Consider the following 17,302-nt stretch of genomic DNA (forward strand, 5'->3'; position numbering starts at 1 on the left):
AGCAATATGATAAGAAAAAGGCTAGGTGGTATTTTGCTGTTTTTGATGATTGCTGTGATCGGCCGGAGCCAATATGCAGATATCAGAACGCGTACATATATCGCACCGACACGTATTGTTTGGCAGTATAACGGTAGTGGTGGATTGATTCATAATATTAATGCATTACTGAAACCCGGCGATGGACAAGGGGTACTAACTAATCGCAATTTGTGTGTACTGAAAAGTACCGGCGGTGAATATCCTTCTTTTCTGGTCGACTTTGGAAAAGAGATACAGGGAGGATTACGTATTGTTACCGGGCGTTCAAAAAGCAAAGAGCCGGTAAAGATTCGTATCCGCCTGGGTGAATCTGTGAGTGAAGCAATGACTCCTGTTGGGACAAAGGGAGCCATGAACGATCATGCCATGCGTGATTTTACGATGGAGCTTCCATGGCTTGGGACTACAGAGACTGTACATAGTGGTTTCCGTTTTGCACGCATTGACTTATTAGATGCCGATACGGAATTGTTATTGAAAGAGGTCAATGCAGTATCTGTGATGCGGGACATTCCTTATCGTGGTTCTTTCCGTTGTAATGATGACCGGCTGAATGAAATATGGATGACCGGAGCCTATACCGTTCATTTGAATATGCAGGAATATTTGTGGGATGGCATTAAGAGAGATCGTCTGGTATGGGTAGGCGATATGCATCCCGAAGTAATGACTATCAGCTCTGTTTTCGGATTTAATGAGGTTGTTCCCCGGAGTTTGGATTTATCCCGTGATACCACTCCGCTTCCGGGCTGGATGAATAGTATCAGCTCTTATTCTTTATGGTGGATTCTGATTCATAAAGAATGGTATCTGTATCAGGGTGATTTGGAGTATCTGAAGCGGCAGAAGGACTATCTGACTGGTTTACTAAATCATTTATTGACCAAAGTAGACGAATCCGGTAAAGAGCATTTGGACGGGAAGCGTTTTCTTGATTGGCCTTCCGAGAGGAATAGGCAAGGAATTAATGCTGGTTTGCAAGCTCTTTTATCGATGACTTTTGATGCAGGTGCTATGCTTTGTGAAGCGTTGGGTGATAACGTTTTGGCGGCTACTTGTGCTGAAGTGAGTGCTCGCATGAAACAATATGTACCCGATGCAAACGGTTCCAAACAAGCTGCTGCACTGCTTGCTTTGGCAGGTTTGGTTGATGCTGCTGAAGCCGATAATAATGTAATATCAGTAGGAGGAGCCAAGAATTTTTCAACTTTCTATGGATATTATATGTTGCAGGCACAGGCTAAAGCAGGCAATTATCAGGGAGCTATTGATGTAATCCGTACCTATTGGGGTGGAATGTTGGATATGGGAGCTACTACTTTCTGGGAAGATTTCAATTTGGAATGGATACCTGGCTCTGCTCCGATAGACGAATTGATTCCTGCAGGCAAAAAAGATATTCATGGAGACTTCGGGAATTTCTGTTATAGCAGGTTGAGGCATAGTCTTTGTCATGGTTGGGCTTCAGGACCTACTGCCTGGCTGAGTGAACATGTTTTAGGAGTAAAAGTGATGACTCCGGGTTGTCGTACTCTAAAGATAGAGCCCCATTTAGGTGATTTGGAATGGGTGGAAGGTACTTTCCCGACTCCCAAGGGAGATGTTCGTATCTCTCATCGTAAGCAGAATGGTAAAATAGTAACAAAAGTAAAAGCTCCTAAGGGCGTGAAGATTATTGATTGATAACCTGCTGGAACTTTTTTAAATAAGTGGTTTTATGAGAAAGATTTTTATCTCATTGTTATTAATATTAAGTTGTACATATATGCTTCATGCAGAGAATCGTGAGGGAGCTCAATGGATAACTTCCATTGAGGAAAATGTAGATAATCCTAATACTTGGATTGCTTTTCGGCGGGATATTTTGATAAAGAAGGTTCCTTCGGAAGTAATAGCTCAGATTGGCGTAGATAGTAAATACTGGCTCTGGATAAATGGTAACCTCGTTGTATTTGAAGGTGGATTGAAACGAGGCCCTAATCCCGAAGACACTTACTATGACGAAGTGAATATTGCTCCTTATCTGAAGAAAGGAGAAAATAAAATAGCCATTCTGGTCTGGTATTTTGGGAAAAATGGCTTTTCTCACAAAAGTAGCGGGAAAGCCGGACTAATATTTAAAGTGAAAGATGATAAGTTGGATATTATAAGTAATTCGGAGTGGCTTTGTAAAGTCCATCCGGCTTATGGTAATACCGGCAAGCCCTATCCTAATTATCGCTTGCCGGAATCTAACATTCATTTTGATGCACGATATGATATTACCGGTTGGCAAACAGAGGATTGCAGAAAATACGCTTTCGAAAATGCGAGAGAATTAGGAGACTGGGGCGTGTCCCCCTGGAACAGATTAGTGAAACGGCCTGTTCCGTTTTGGAAAGACTTTGGTATAAAGCCGCTTGAAATGCAGCGTATTCCGGGAAACGATAAAGATACAATTATTGCCCGGTTTCCCTATAATATGCAAATGACTCCAGTATTGGATGTAACAGATACTCAGGACGGAAGCTTTATCTCCATATCTACAGACCATTCCGTGGCTGGCGGAGCAGAAAATGTAAGAGCTGAATACGTCACAAAACGAGGAAGGCAGACTTATGAGTCTTTAGGATGGATGAATGGGCATAAGCTGATTCTTGTACTACCGAAAAGTGTAACTGTTAATGCTCTGTCTTATCGGGAAACCGGTTATGATACGGAACCTACCGGTAGCTTCTCTTGCGATAATGAGTTTTATATGCGTTTCTGGAAAAAAGCACTCCGGACATTGTATGTGAATATGCGTGATACCTACTTTGATTGTCCCGATAGAGAGCGGGCTCAATGGTGGGGAGATGTAGTGTTGCTTATGGGCGAAAGTTTTTATACGTATTCTCCTTCGGCGCATGCTTTGATGAAGAAAGCAATTTATGAACTGGTCGGTTGGCAAAAGAAAAACGGTGTACTCTATGCTCCGATTCCTTCCGGACGCTCGGATACAGAACTTCCCGGACAATCATTGGCAAGTATCGGGCGCTATGGCTTTTGGAATTATTATTTGAATACGGGAGATACACAAACGATTGTTGATGTCTATCCTAAAGTTAAGAAGTATCTTGGACTTTGGCAACTGGATAATACAGGCCTGACTGCTTTTAGAAGTGGCGGGTGGACTTGGGGAGACTGGGGAGACCATCGTGATATTCGTCTTATCTATGCCGGATGGCATTATTTGGCATTGGATGGTGCAGCAAAAATGGCCGATGTTTTAGGGTATAAAGACGATGCTACAATGTATCGGGGAATAATGAAAAAGCTGAAGGTTGGTTATAACAAATGTTGGAATGGTTATGCCTACAGACATCCGCAATATCAGAAAGAGACGGATGACCGTGTACAAGCATTGGCTGTTATTGCCGGTATTGCGGATCAAACCCAATACGATGAGATTTTTAACTTGCTTAAATCACAAAAACATGCCAGTCCTTATATGGAAAAGTATGTTATGGAGGCCCTTTTCATTATGGGACAAAGTAATTATGCATTGGAGCGTGTACAATCTCGTTTTGCTCCGATGGTTGATAATAAAGAGTACTCTACGCTGTTTGAAGGATGGGATATTGGTGAGAAAGGATTTGGAGGAGGTACCGTTAATCATGCATGGAGTGGAGGAGCCTTAACTGTTATTGCTCAATATCTGTGTGGTGTGGAACCATTGAAGCCTGGATATGAATTATTTAAAATAGAACCTGATCTTACTTCTTTTAAACAGGCATCTATTACTGTTCCCACAATTGCCGGGTTGGTTAAATCTGCTTTTATAATAGAGCCGGATGTATTTTCCTTAGAGATCTCTGTGCCCCGGAGTGCTCAGGCGATTGTATATCTACCTACTGATTTAGTTTTTGATATTTCAATTAATGGTAAAACTCCATCAGAAAACAAATATAAGGTAGATATGCACTTTGAGAAAGAAGGAAAACAGGCTTATCTATTCAATGAAGGTGATTACAGGATTGTAGGAAAGAAATAGAAGTAGACCTTGCATATAGGGTGTCGTAAAGGTACTGGCTGAAAAGTCGTAGTATAGAGAATAAACTTTACATAGAAATCTCTGCCGCTTAGAACATAAGTTCATAATTGCGGCAGAGTTTTTTTATTGTTGAACCGGAAACAGGTGTATTGCATCGTCTCTTTTTAATGAATGAAGCTGACTTTTTACTTTTCGAGTATATCTCAATTTCTTATTTTGTAGTATGCCTATTATACTAAACTATGTCCTTCATATTGTTCTTACTTGTAATATATTTCTTTTGGCTTTTCGTCTGTAAATAAGTAAGAACTCTTTTGGGTGTTATACTTTTTGTGGTAGTAATAATTGAAATTATCTGTAGGAAAATTGAAATAAATAATGTATATATAATGCTCTGTATTTCAAACTTAGTTTCGTTTTTCGAACTTGCAGATTACATGCTTTATGTATATATTGCCATCCTGTTTTTATTGAATCAATCTAATACGGAACACTTGCTAAGGGATTATTTTATTGAGAATAAAGTGATTCTCAGATTTTTTTGAGATATAAAAATGAGACCGTTATGATGTTAATGATTTCATTGTTTATATAGCGGCAACCTACTTTAAGAAAAAAAAGAATGTAATCATCTAACCATAACTTCCTGTGAGTATTGATTGTGGCGTATATTGTATTCAATTGCGCCAAAAATGTATTTTAAGTGTCACTGTACAGATTGAGCATATTAATGGCGAGATTAGGCATAGTGACCTTACTTGCTACGACTTATATTTGCTTTCAGAAACAACATAGAATGATGTTTTTAATTGGTATTTCAATTTAGGTAGAAAAGATTTGTTGATGTGAAGCAGGAAGTAATTGAGAGGGAGTCAAGAAATACAAAGATATAGTTGTTTTCTTCTCCCACTCTTTACTCTCAAAAAGATTGGTTTAATCATAATCAGTATGTTGAGTATGAAGAAACATTTTTCTTAAGTATTATCGTGCATAATTTATATAAAGATCAAGTGTAAACTCTAAATCTATTGCCTATGTAGTATGAGTGAAATGTTTTGTTGAATTATTAAGAATTTGGGAATCTTTTATAAGTAGTTCCTTTTTTAATTAATTAAATATTTAAACTATAGAAAAATATGCTTTACAGGAATTGTATAATACGTAATGCTTTTGGAATTATCCTTTGCTCCGTAATGATGGGGAGCCAAGCGTTTGCCAATGTGAAGGAAGGTTCGGGCAAAGCTATGGAACCAAAAGAGGTGCAACAACAATCTATTAAAATTAGCGGTACTGTTTCTGACGATCGAGGAGAGACTATTCCGGGTGCCACTGTTATGATTAAAGGTACCACGGTGGGTACTACAACAGACTTGAATGGAGAGTATAGTATCAATGTACCTAATTCTAAAGCCGTTTTGGAGTTTCGTACTATCGGTTATAAGCCGATAGAAATAACAGTAGGTACAAAGCGCATTATAAATGCGGTATTGTATGAAGATGCCCAGGCATTGGATGAAGTAACAGTGGTTGCATTCGGTAAGCAGAAGAAAGAAAGTTTGACCTCTTCTATTACTACCGTTAAACCGGCAGAATTAAAAGTGCCGGCAAGTAACCTGACAACCGCTTTGGCTGGTAGCGTAGCGGGTATGATTGCTTATCAACGGAGTGGTGAGCCCGGAGCTGATAATGCAGACTTTTTTGTTCGTGGTATTACCACTTTTGGTACCAATACGAATCCTTTGATTTTGATTGATGGTATTGAATTAACCACGACTGATTTGGCACGTTTACAACCGGATGAGATCGAAAGTTTTTCGATTATGAAGGATGCCACAGCAACGGCACTTTATGGAGCTCGTGGTGCGAATGGTGTAATTTTGGTTACTACTAAATCGGGTAAGAATGGTCCGGCTAAAATACAGTTACGTGTGGAAAACTCAATTTCCATGCCTACTCAGACGATTGAACTGGCCGATCCTATTACTTATATGAAATTGGAGAACGAGGCGGTACTTACGCGTAATCCGTTAGGTCAGTTACCTTATTCACAAAGTAAAATTGATGGGACAATAGCTGGGAATAATCCGATTCTTTATCCGGCTAACGATTGGCAAAGTATGCTGATGAAGGATTTTACAATGAACCAACGTGTGAATTTGAGTGTCAGTGGTGGTGGCGGTGTAGCCCGTTATTATGTTGCAGCTTCTTTTAACAGGGATAATGGTTTGCTGAAGGTTGATAAACGTAATAATTTTAATAACAATATTCAAGATAATGTTTACAATTTACGTGCAAACGTAAATATAGATCTTTCCAAAACGACGGAAATGATTGTGCGGTTGAATGGTAACTTTGAAGATTATACTGGTCCGTTAAAAAGTGGTTCTGATACTTATAAAATGATCATGCATTCGAATCCGGTCATGTTTCCGGCATACTATTCGGCTACTGATGCGAATATTACTACTTCACATATTCTTTTTGGTGGTGCTGTTATGGGTGCAGAAAAAGGGAATTTCTATACAAACCCTTATGCAGAAACCGTACGTGGTTATCAGGACAAGACACGGTCGCAAATTTTAGCTCAGTTGGAGTTAAAACAAAATTTAGAATTCCTCACAAAGGGGCTATCTGCACGCTTAATGATAAACATAGCTCGTTTATCCCAGTTTGCAGTTAAAAGAAGTTATACTCCTTTTTATTATTCTATGTCTACATTTGATAAGGCTACCGGTCGTTATACATTAAATTGTTTAAATACTGATGGGGATGGACGTGGTACCGAATATCTGGGATTTTCCGAAGGAGATAAGGTGATGACAAGTTCTAATTATATGGAAGCAGCAGTTGATTATAATCGGACGTTTGGGAAGCATGGAGTAAGTGGACTGTTGGTTTTTCAAGGACGTGAAGAACGTGAAGGGCAGGCTAATACATTACAATTATCGTTACCTTCCCGAAATATAGGATTGTCCGGTCGTGCGACTTATTCTTTCGATCAACGTTATTTCGGAGAGTTCAATTTCGGTTATAATGGTTCGGAGCGTTTTGATAGAAAACATCGTTTTGGTTTTTTCCCTTCTGTTGGTGCTGCCTGGGTTATTTCTAATGAAAAATTCTTTGAGCCGGTTAAAAATATTGTTTCGAATTTAAAATTGCGTTATTCTTATGGCTTGGTTGGTAATGACCAGATTGGTTCAAGTTCTGACCGCTTTTTCTATCTCTCTGAAGTTAATATGGATACCGGTGGTTATACTTTTGGTAGTGATTTTAAGAATAAAATTCCAGGGGTTGCCGTAAAACGTTATGCAAATCCGGATATAACATGGGAGGTTTCTCGCAAACAGAATTTTGCATTGGAATTTGGGCTTTTTGATAAATTGAATGTGATTGCAGAGTATTATACAGAATATCGTGATCATATTCTGATGAGTCGTGCAGATATACCTTCTACGATGGGATTGGCGGCAGAACTTAGATCCAATGTGGGCGAAGCTTCCGGTAAAGGTGTCGATTTGAGTCTGGAGTATCAACAAGTCTTCCATAAAGATTTATGGGCATCTGCCCGTGCTAATTTTACGTATGCTACGAGTAAATATGAAGTGTATGAAGAATCTGCGTATAAAGAGCCGTGGAGATATAGGGTAGGCACCTCATTAGCACAACAGTATGGTTACATTGCAGAACGTTTGTTTGTAAGCGATGAGGAGGCTGCGAATTCACCAAGCCAGATCGGTGTAGGCGGAACGGATGAGGTTGAACCTGCCCGCGGTGGTGATATTAAATATTTGGACGTTAATAATGATGGTGTTATCGATGAGAAAGATATGGTTCCCATCGGTAATCCGACCACTCCGGAAATAGTATATGGATTCGGTGTGTCTGCCGGATATAAAAATTTTGATTTCTCTATTTTCTTTCAGGGTTCAGCCAATACTTCTTTCTGGATCGATGCGGGCGCAACTGCTCCTTTCCAAAATAATACACAATTGTTGAAGGTTTATGCAGATAGTCATTGGGCCGAAGATCATCAAGATGTATATGCGGTATGGCCGCGACTGAGCCGTACAAAAAACGTAAACAATACAGTAAAGAGTACTTGGTTTATGCGTGATGGTGCATTTATGCGTTTGAAACAGTTGGAAGTAGGTTATTCCCTTCCACAAAAAGCATTAAACAAGATGCATCTGTCCAATCTTCGTTTTTATGTGAGTGGTAGTAATCTGTTAAACTTTAGCAAATTCAAATTATGGGATGTCGAAATGGGAGGTAATGGATTAGGATATCCATTGCAGCGTGTATTTAATATTGGATTTAATTTGAGTTTTAATTAATAATGACTATGAAAAAGAAATTTATATATATAGGTATGTTGGCACTGGCGCCATTGTTTAGTTCATGTGCCGATTATCTGGATGTAGTTCCGGAAGGAACAGCTACTATTGAAATGGCATTCCATATGCGTTCTGAAGCTATAAAGTATTTAGCTACCTGTTATTCATATATGCCTTCTCATGGTAATCCTACTTGGGATCCGGCCTTATTGGGAGGAGATGAGTTATGTGGACAAACAAAAAGCGGGCGTATTGATAAAGACTATGCTTTAAGTCTTTCAAGAGGAGGTCAGTCTACCGCGAACCCTCTGTTGGATAAGTGGTCGGATTATTATAAGGCTTTGAGAGATTGTAATATCTTTCTTGAAAATGTAGCGTCGGTACCCGATCTTCCGGCTTGGGAAAGAGATTTATGGATCGCCGAAGTCAAAGTATTGAAAGCTTTTTATCATTTTCAACTTGTGCAAATGTATGGTCCTGTACCGATTATTCGCGAAAACCTGTCGGTAGATGCCGGTGTGGATGAAGTGAAAGTTACCAGAGATCCTATTGATGAGTGTTTTGCATATATTGAGGAATTATTGGATGAGGCGATTAATATGCGTGCATTGCCTTTACAAGTGTATGCACCGGCGGATGAATTGGGACGTATTACTCTGCCTATTGCTCATATGATAAGAGCGAAAGTATTGACTACGGCAGCAAGTCCTTTATATAATGGTAATCACGATCAGGCTACATTGAGAAATCATGACGGAACACAACTGTTTAGCCAAACAGAAGATAAACAAAAATGGGTGAAAGCAGCTAATGCGTGTAAAGCAGCTGTGGATGTTTGTAAAGAAGCTGATATTAAATTATATCAATATACGGATGGTGCCAGCACAATGGATCCTCGTTATAGACAACAGATGACATTGCGTCGTATGTTTAACGAACGTTGGAATAGTGAGATTATTTGGGCAAATACGAATAGTCGGGCAGGCGGTGGTAATACAGGTTTGCAACAAATTTCTACAGCAAAATTAAACTCTGATTATAAGGATGCTCCTGAAATTCGTTCTTTGGTAGGAGTTGCATTAAAAATGGCAGAGACATTCTATTCTAACAATGGTGTACCTATTACGGAAGATAAAGACTGGGCTTATGCCTCTAAGTATGAACTGCGTGATATTCCGCGTAATGACGATAACTATACATTCTATTTGGAAGGAGGAGAAGTCACTGCTCGTTTGAATATGGATCGGGAACCACGTTTTTACGCCTTCTTAGGATTTGATCGTGGTGCATGGCATGGACAGGGTAAAAAGGAAACAGAACAGCCGTTTTTTGTTCATGCAAGAAAAGGCGATACCGATGGACAGATGTCAGAAGCAATAGGAATGGGGCCGTTGACTGGTTATTGGGCTAAGAAATTGGTATATGACGGAAATGCATTGACTGCTGTAAATCAGTATAGTTGTACGGAATATCCATGGCCGATTTATCGTCTTGCAGACTTGTATTTATTGTATGCTGAAGCTATTAATGAGGCTTATGGTCCGGAGGGAGGGCTGATAGGTGAAGAAAATGCAGTTTCGGAAAATCCTTTTACTTATATTGATGCTGTCAGAGAACGTGCTGGTTTGAAGGGGGTTAAAGAATCTTGGAGCAATTATTCGAATAGTCCGACTAAATATACCACTCAAACGGGTTTGCGGGCTATAATCCAACAGGAAAGAATGATTGAATTAGCATTTGAAGGAATTCGTTTTTGGGATATTCGTCGTTGGAAGATCGCTCCCAGTCAATATCAAACTCCGATGCAAGGATGGGATATGAGCCAGTCCAGAGCAAATTATTATTATCGTTCGACAGTTGTTTATAAACAGTCGTTTGGGGTGAAAGATTATTTCTGGCCGATCAGCAATGATAACATTCTAAAGAATGATAATCTGGTTCAGAACATTGGTTGGTAATCTAAAAATATAGGATAAAATGAAAAGATCATTATATATAGCATTAGCCTCTTTATTGTTTATGGGGGTAAGTTGTAAAGAAGAAGGGCGTTTGGATCATATTGATATGTCGGCTCCGGCTCCGGAACAGGTATATGATGTTACGGTAAAACCGACTCCAGGTGGTGCCATTTTGAAATATAAAATGCCGAAAGATGAAAATTTATTGTATGTAAAAGCTGTTTATCAAATTGAAACAGGCGCTGTACATACTGCTAAAGCTTCCTGTTATGAAGATTCATTGGTATTAGAAGGATTCGGAGAAGTGAAATCTTATCCGGTGAAGATTTATAGTGTAGGAAGAAATGAAAAAGAATCTGCTCCGGTAGATCAGGAAGTGACTCCATTGACTCCTTCCTATTTGACGGCTTTTGAAAGTTTGCAATTGAAGGCAAGTTTTGGAGGAGTTTCTGTTAGTTTTAAAAATCCTGATCGGGCTGCTTTGGCCATCGTTTTGTTAGGAGATACTGCTAATACAGGAGAATATACAGAATTTGAAACTTTCTATACAGAGGCTTCTATGGGAAGTTTTCCTTACCGGGGATTAAAGGAGAAAGAAGGTAAGTTTGCAGTATATTTGAGAGATCGTTGGGAACATTACTCTTCAACCAAAGAGGCTGTTTTGACTCCTCTGTATGAAGAAGAAATTTCCAAAGATAAATTTAAAAATGCTGCTTTACCTACCGATACGTATGATCCTGTTGAAAATAATTATAGCGCATATTCTATAGACCACTTATGGGATGGAGTAGCGACTGATAGAAACAGTATGTTTGCTACGACGAAATCTGCACCGATACCGCAATGGTTTACTGTAGACCTGGGACGTACGGTAACTGTGAGCCGTGTAAAATTACATCACCGTGGAAAAGGTTCACGCCAGGAAATTCAAGTATATAGTGGCTCTAATGTAAAACAGTTTGAACTTTATGGAAGCTTGTCGCCTAATCCGGATGGTAGTTGGGATGATAGTTGGACTCCATTGGGAACATTTAACACGACTAAATATTCGGGTGAATCTCCTACTTTAACAGAAGAAGACCATCAATATGCTTGTGTGCAGGGTGTCAACTATGATTTGGAAGAGTCGGAATTTGCTCCTAATCCTTTTGTTCAGGTAAGATATCTTCGTTTTAAAGTTCTTGAAACTTTTGCGGGACCGTCTACTTCCGGATCAATCTGGATTTCTGAGTTGGATGTCTTTGGAAAAGAGATTAAGTAAAGTGTATATATTAATCATTTAGAATTGAAATAAGATGAAAAATATATTTTATAGTATTATGATATTGTCCATATTTTTAGGTATTGTGTCTTGTAAAGATATGGATAGTACTTATAAAGAATATATTGTACCCAACGGACGTGTATATCCGGGAATAGCGAAGGAGCCGGTAGTATATGCCGGAAAAAACAGGGTACAGATTCAGTGGTTGAAAGGTAAAGACCCTACTACTGTACGTGCAGAAGTTTATTGGAATAATTATACGAATACTTTAAAAGTAGATTATTTTGATTATGAAGATGATACTGTCAGATGCATTATTCCGGATTTGCCGGAAAACTCATATTCGTTTATTATCCGTTCTTTTAATGAAGCCGGAGACATTTCTGTACCAGTAGAAGTGATTGGATGGGCACGTGGTGAGAACTATCAATCTATTATCACCAATCGTGACTTGGATGATGCTGCACTGAAGGATGGACAACTGATGGTCGCATGGGGATTGGCTGACACTTATAACGGGGCTATTGCTACCGAAATAGAGTATACCAATACAGTAGATGAGAAGGTAACTGTATGGGATCCTATAAAGACAAATGCAGATACAATAACCTATGCGAATTACAAGATTGGAACAGAGTTTAGATATAGAACAGCATTTACTTCTGATTCTTTGGTTGTAGATACATTCTATACAGATTGGGTAACACGGAAAGGAGTATCTAAACTTCCGACAACTGAGTGGACTATAACAAGTAGTACGACTTCCGGAGGTGCCTATGTGGCAGAGAGTGCCATTGACGGTGATGCTAAAACATATTGGCATTCAAATATACGACCATTACCTACTGCTTATCCTCATTGGTTGGCAATTGATATGCATCAGAGTTATAAGTTAGGACGTATAGAATTGATTCGTCCAAAAGATGCACCAAGTGCCACTGTCTATGATTTTATATTACAATATAGTCAGGATGGTGAAAATTGGAATGATGTGGAATCTTATCGGATGGAAGATATGGATGGAGCGCAATCATTTGACATTCCGCTCAGTGCCGGCGAAACCCGTTATTTCAGAATATATGCTCTTAATGGTAAAGATGCCAAAAAGGCGGCTATAGCTGAAATTGCTGCATTTATAGCAATGGAATAATATTTAAAAACCAGTGATTACAGATGAAAATCGAAAAATGTGGTTTTCATCTGTAATTGCAACTTACAGAATAATATGAGAAATACAAAAATTATTCTCTTTTTGTGTGGATTGTTGGTAGGTTACGATATGGGTATGGCAACCAATGCAACACTTTTATCTGATATTTGGAATACAGATAATGCTATCCGTAGTTTAACCACAGAACAACAGGCTTCGATAGATCAAGTTACTACTATTTTGGCAGAAAGAAACTTAGAGGCTGATCCGGTTACAGATGCTGAAATAAAAAAATGGATGGATACCATGAACCCGGACGGTAGTTGGGATGATGGAAAATATGGGCAAATGAATGCGGCAGGTAATACGGCTCCTAATCGTTTGGTAGTAATGGCCAAAGCATATCGTCATTCAAAGAGTGGTTATTATATGAATGAACGCTTGTTGGAACGTATTGTAGCCGGGTGTACTTATTTCGCAGATAATCATCCTCAGGAAACCGGAAAACGAGGAGATCCGGGATACAATTGGTGGTACGATGAAATTGGAGTTCCGCAAAAGTATATGATTCCATTGTTATTAGTCAAAGGATATGCAAACCAGACGCAATTGGAATATTGTTCTAAAAAATACCTTCGGAATATGGTTCAACGTTTTTTAGGCGGAGGTAAAAACCTGACCTGGATTTGCGAGATAGCCATACATAAGGGGTGTATAGAGAATGATTTTGCTGGTGTGAAGGAGGCTTTCGACGGAATTGCTTCTACACTTACAATTGTAAGTAAACAAGGAGATGAAGGGATAAAAATTGATGGTAGTTTCCATCAGCATCATGAACAAATTTATTCCGGAGGGTATGGAATGTCGATTACCAATGATATCTCCGGTTATATGGAGATTGCTGCCGGAACATTGTTTGATGAGGCCTATACGGGGGATAGAATAGAGTTATTCCGTAATATGTTGTTACAGGGACATCGTTTGTTCGGATATCGCAATGCGTTTGACTTTGGTACCATGGGGCGTAATATCTCTCGTGACTCAAAAGGTAACCGAACCAATATAGATCCTCTTGTCTTGCGTCGGATGATAAAAGCTGATCCGGAGTATAAGGCTGATTATGAAGCCTGGATAGATCATATTGAGAATGGCGCTCCCTTCCCTTTGAATATTAATAAGCATTTTTGGAAGTCGGATATGATGACTCAACATGGCGCTAACTATTATATGTCTGCCAAAATCATTTCTAACCGTACATTAGGGACGGAAATGATTAACAGTGAGAACAAGTTAGGGTATAATTTGCCGATGGGAGCAACCAATATTTTAACAAGCGGTAATGAATATAATGGTGGGGCTTATGGCCATGCGGGGGCTATTTATGGTATTTGGGATTGGGCTCGAATTCCTGGTACGACTGCTGCACAAAGTGTTGATTCTGCTCGTTTAGGCGGCTATTTGTATGGCACTAATAGCTTTGGTGGTGGTGTGAGCAACGGTGAGGATGGAGTATTGGCGTATAAGCACGATTATCGTGGGTTAAAAGCTCAGAAAGCTTATTTCTTCATTGATGATTGTATGGTTTGCCTGGGATCGGGAATAACAACCAATGGGAAGTCGTCGATTGCTACTTCCGTGAATCAGGCTTTCTTTGGTGCTCCGGCAGTCTTTGGTTTGACAGACGGCACAATTAATACGCAGACAGCAGTGACTCCTTTGACTCGTTGGACTTCATACGATAATACTTTATCCTGGATTCATCATGATAATGTGGGGTATATTTTCCCTGAACAAGGGCAAATAACTGCCGGTGCCATTCTTCAAAAAGGTAATTGGACTAATATAGGTACAGATACTTCGACAGGAAGTGATCAAGGTCGTGTATTCAGCGCTTATTTTAATCATGGAATAGCTCCACAAAATGCAACCTATCAATACATTGTAGTACCGGATATGTCTTTAGACGATTTCGAAGCATATACAAAAAATCATGAATTTGAGATAATAGCTAATACTAAATCCGTACAAGCAGTAAAACGTGGTAATAAATATGCGGTGGTTTTTTATGAAGGAGCCGAGGTAACAATGGGTGATTTGAAACTTTCAGCCGGTGGTCCTCTGATGGTATTGGTGGTAGTGAAAAATGGCGAATATCAGGTGTCTGTATCCGATCCGACCTATAGAGCCGGACGTCCGGTTTCATTGACATTGAATAAAAAACTGGTTGGTGCTACAGAACTACCGGATGGTACGAAAATTGAACTTAGAATGCCTTCAGGAGACTATATAGGTAGTACTGTAACGAATGTATATCAGGCAGCGGGTGGAACAAGCATAGGAAATGTTGAATCGCCTCAACAGGTAACCGTATATCCGAATCTGGTAGAAACGGAATTAAATGTAAGTTTTGAAGCGGGTATTTTTAATAAGGTAGAATGTCTTTCATTACAAGGTAACGTGTTGCAGCAGATGCCTATTGAATCAGCAGAGTGTGGTAAGTCGTTATCTATGTCTGATTATGCTCCAGGCTACTATCTGATACGTTTAATTGGCAAAAATAATATTTGTATCAAAAAAGTATTGAAACAATAGCATAAATATAGAGGAATGCCTATGAGACAAAATCTCTAAAGAAGAATGCACTAATGTGATATAGTGAATTTGATATTTGAACGAATTTATTAATCTTATTTATCAATTTTAATTTTTTGAATTATGAAAAAGAATACTCAGTATCGTCTAATGTTGGCGACTTGTTTGTTTGCTGTTGGTAGTATGTTTTCAAATGTGAGTGCACAAGATGACAAGTTTGCATCTGGTGCTGGTTCAGAAATGGATCCGTATGTGATTAAAACAGCAGAGCATCTGAATAATATCCGGACTGCAACGAATGCTTATTTTGTGTTGGACAATGACATTGATTTGACCGAATTTTTAAAGAACTCTGAAGAAGGTTGGGAACCAATTACTGCTTTCTCTGGTAATATAGAGGGATATCATTACTCTATTAAAGGACTTTGGATTAACCGTCCCGGAGCAGATAATCAAGCCTTTATTGGTAATATAGCTGGTGATGGCTTTGCACAAATCGCACATCTTGGTTTGGTTGTTGACGCAGAGAAGGGAATTAATGGTAAAGATAATATTGGTGGACTGGTTGGTCAGGTAATTGGGAAAAAGCTGAATGTAAACGGTTGTTTTGTTACCGGAGGACCGATTAATGCAACTGCAGCCAGTGTTGGTGCCATTATTGGTACTTGTGCAAATAGTAATGGTCAGGTGAATATTTCAGATTGTTATTCGACGAATGATATTTCTGGTACTGGCAACGTTGGTGGTATTGTAGGATATTTGTTAAATAAATTTGTACTGAAAATAGACCGATGCTATAGTTTAGGTACATTGACTTCCAATGGGAATGCTGGTAGTATCTTGGGATACGGTGGATGGAGTAATTCTAAACAGAAGCCTGAGGGTACATCTTATATTAAAAACTGTGTTGCATTAAATAAGTTAATTCAGGCACCTGCGTATAATACGGACGGAACAGGTAAAGGTGCAGGTCGTATTTTAGGTTTTAATCGTATAGTAGAAGGTGAATTGCTCACTATGATTCTTGAAGGTAATTATGCATACGAAGGTATTGATCTGCAGTGCGAGAATAAAGAGTTAATTTCTGACGAAACAGGAAATGATGGCTTAGCAAAAACTTTGGCTGATCTTACCAAACAAGAAACATATGCTAATTGGAAGTTTGCTTATGATGAAAATGATGAAACAGATGTTTACTATACCTATTGGAGAATGCCTGCCAATAATGATTATAAACTTCCGATTCTGGCATTTGCTGCCGATGATATGACTTTAACCAATCAACCTACAACGATGCCTGATCATCTAAAAGGTGGTGGAGTTGGTATTACTTCTGAAAAAATATCGAATGTTAAGATTCTGTTTAATAGTGAATCAAATGATGTCACAATCATCGATAAAGCAGCTGATTCAGTAGTTTATATCTATGATAACATGGGCCGTCAGGTTATTCAGAGTACACAAGCTGTAATTAGCTTGGATGTATTGGCTAATGGCCTTTATATAGTGAAGGCTGAAGGTGCTGTGGCTAAAATAATGAAATAATGGATTGTTGATGAATATAATCTTATGTACTTCGTGAGAAGTTAATTAAGAGATAAAATGAGGACAGGAGGTGCTTTTATGCTTCTCCTGTTTTTTATTAAGAAATAGACTGAAATAGTGGTTATCAAGCGACCAAATATACGGTGAGGATATTTGATACCATCTAAGAATTCATAAGTATAAGAGATGTAGAAGGCTCTGTTTGTAATAATTTTAGAGTGTAAGATAAATACTCTCTTTCGTGAAATACAAATAGATTGTGATGAAAAAAGCATACAATTATTAGTCTTGGTAATGTCTTGATAATGAGTGTGTTAATAGCCTCTGCTTTTCCTCTACCATTATCTTTGCCATGGAAAACATAGTTCTTTATGAACGTTAATAAGAATAAATTTCTTAATATTG

At 38.8% G+C, this 17,302-nt stretch carries 8 protein-coding genes; all 8 read left to right on the forward strand.

Features of this window, described 5'->3' with window-relative positions; genetic code table 11:
* Positions 1-6 precede the first annotated feature (6 nt).
* The 8 genes from ACESQI_RS22225 to ACESQI_RS22260 all read left to right on the forward strand — a co-directional run bounded on the left by ACESQI_RS22225 (position 7) and on the right by ACESQI_RS22260 (position 16,897).
* Positions 7-1,725 carry an alpha-L-rhamnosidase C-terminal domain-containing protein gene (locus tag ACESQI_RS22225; protein WP_195660002.1) on the forward strand — a complete coding sequence of 573 codons (1,719 nt, stop codon included), beginning with the start codon at positions 7-9 and terminating at the stop codon, positions 1,723-1,725.
* Positions 1,726-1,759: 34 nt separating this feature from the next.
* Positions 1,760-4,054, forward strand: a complete 2,295-nt coding sequence (locus tag ACESQI_RS22230; RefSeq protein WP_229127592.1) for an alpha-L-rhamnosidase C-terminal domain-containing protein — start codon at positions 1,760-1,762, stop codon at positions 4,052-4,054.
* Between the two features lie 1,136 nt (positions 4,055-5,190).
* Positions 5,191-8,388 carry a SusC/RagA family TonB-linked outer membrane protein gene (locus ACESQI_RS22235; RefSeq protein WP_373127182.1) on the forward strand — a complete coding sequence of 1,066 codons (3,198 nt, stop codon included), beginning with the start codon at positions 5,191-5,193 and terminating at the stop codon, positions 8,386-8,388.
* 8 nt (positions 8,389-8,396) lie between these two features.
* On the forward strand, positions 8,397-10,346 hold the full coding sequence (locus tag ACESQI_RS22240) for a RagB/SusD family nutrient uptake outer membrane protein (protein ID WP_278508912.1): 1,950 nt from the start codon (positions 8,397-8,399) through the stop codon (positions 10,344-10,346).
* A 19-nt stretch (positions 10,347-10,365) separates the two neighbouring features.
* Entirely contained in the window at positions 10,366-11,607 is a 1,242-nt protein-coding gene (locus tag ACESQI_RS22245; protein ID WP_002562247.1) for a DUF4959 domain-containing protein, read from the forward strand.
* Positions 11,608-11,641: 34 nt separating this feature from the next.
* Positions 11,642-12,760, forward strand: a complete 1,119-nt coding sequence (locus ACESQI_RS22250; RefSeq protein ID WP_002562246.1) for a DUF4998 domain-containing protein — start codon at positions 11,642-11,644, stop codon at positions 12,758-12,760.
* A 75-nt stretch (positions 12,761-12,835) separates the two neighbouring features.
* The gene (locus ACESQI_RS22255) at positions 12,836-15,352 is read left to right on the forward strand and encodes a polysaccharide lyase family 8 super-sandwich domain-containing protein (protein ID WP_002562245.1); all 2,517 of its coding nucleotides are present in this window, start codon (positions 12,836-12,838) and stop codon (positions 15,350-15,352) included.
* Positions 15,353-15,547: 195 nt separating this feature from the next.
* On the forward strand, positions 15,548-16,897 hold the full coding sequence (locus tag ACESQI_RS22260; RefSeq protein ID WP_373127185.1) for a T9SS type A sorting domain-containing protein: 1,350 nt from the start codon (positions 15,548-15,550) through the stop codon (positions 16,895-16,897).
* Positions 16,898-17,302 lie beyond the last annotated feature (405 nt).

It is taken from the genome of Bacteroides sp. HPS0048, assembly GCF_964240755.1.
Taxonomy (GTDB): domain Bacteria; phylum Bacteroidota; class Bacteroidia; order Bacteroidales; family Bacteroidaceae; genus Bacteroides; species Bacteroides nordii.